Annotated in this window: 1 protein-coding gene; it reads left to right on the top strand. The window is 61.6% G+C overall.

The features are described 5' to 3' along the window. The first annotated feature begins 235 nt into the window (after positions 1-235). Positions 236-787: a hypothetical protein gene (locus WFI00_RS17745; protein ID WP_336633680.1), complete on the top strand. Its 552-nt coding sequence runs from the start codon at positions 236-238 to the stop codon at positions 785-787. Positions 788-842 lie beyond the last annotated feature (55 nt).

Raw genomic sequence — 842 nt, 5'->3', positions numbered from 1 at the left:
AGTGTGACGCTTCCTGCTGTTCGTCATGATCTGACCAGTCTCCCTGCCCGGACCCCCGGGCAACAGGACGACTCACACAACCACCGGACCTACCGAACGGGGTCAGCCCACTCCCCCATCACCGATCTCGACGGCGAAGCAAGGGACCGCACGCTGCCGGGTCGTTGCCAGTTCGCGTTGGGCATATGCTTACTTGCTCGAGCGATGGCATCAGGCTGACGAATAGTCTGAGGGCATGGACGATGGAGGGGTCGCAAGCACCTCGGCGAGTGAATCGGACGTCCCGTCAGACTCGGACGAAGTGACCTCGGCGCAAGCCGCCGAGAAAGAAGCTGACGGAACTCCAGGCCCGATCGCTGGGGTCAGTTCGGAGATCCGTGCCGAGGTGGATCGACAGTTTCGCCTGGTACCTGAGATCGGAACAGCCTGGCGTTGGTACGACGTGCCCTACCGGGTGTTGGACGCCGTGTTAGTGCGGCGTCGCTACTGGCCCAAGCTCCCCAAGGCGGTGCGCCGGTTCGTAAACCGAGCCCAAAATCGGCTGCGGGTCTTCAATCACCATGACCGCGAGAAGATAGCTCATCCCGATGACCCGTTGTATAACGTGGTTGTTCCCGAGGGCGAGTCGGTCTCCTTGCCGTATTTCTGGTTAGTCGAGTACTACTCGCCCAGCCATGCTGAGGAGCTCACACGGCGGATCGGATCAAGAAAGTGGAGCCGGGCAGACGTCATGGGCCGCCCCCTTCATTCGGTCCGGTCGCTGTGCGAGTCGTCGGTTTCCGATTGATGGGTGCATTGCCGAGCGTAGTCGACGGGTGCGAGGTAGCCGAGCGATGAATGCC

Source organism: Microbacterium sp. MMO-56 (genome assembly GCF_037146215.1).
Lineage (GTDB): Bacteria > Actinomycetota > Actinomycetes > Actinomycetales > Microbacteriaceae > Microbacterium.
The sequence above is the reverse complement of the archived record's forward strand: the minus strand, read 5'-3'. Positions and strand labels throughout refer to the sequence as shown.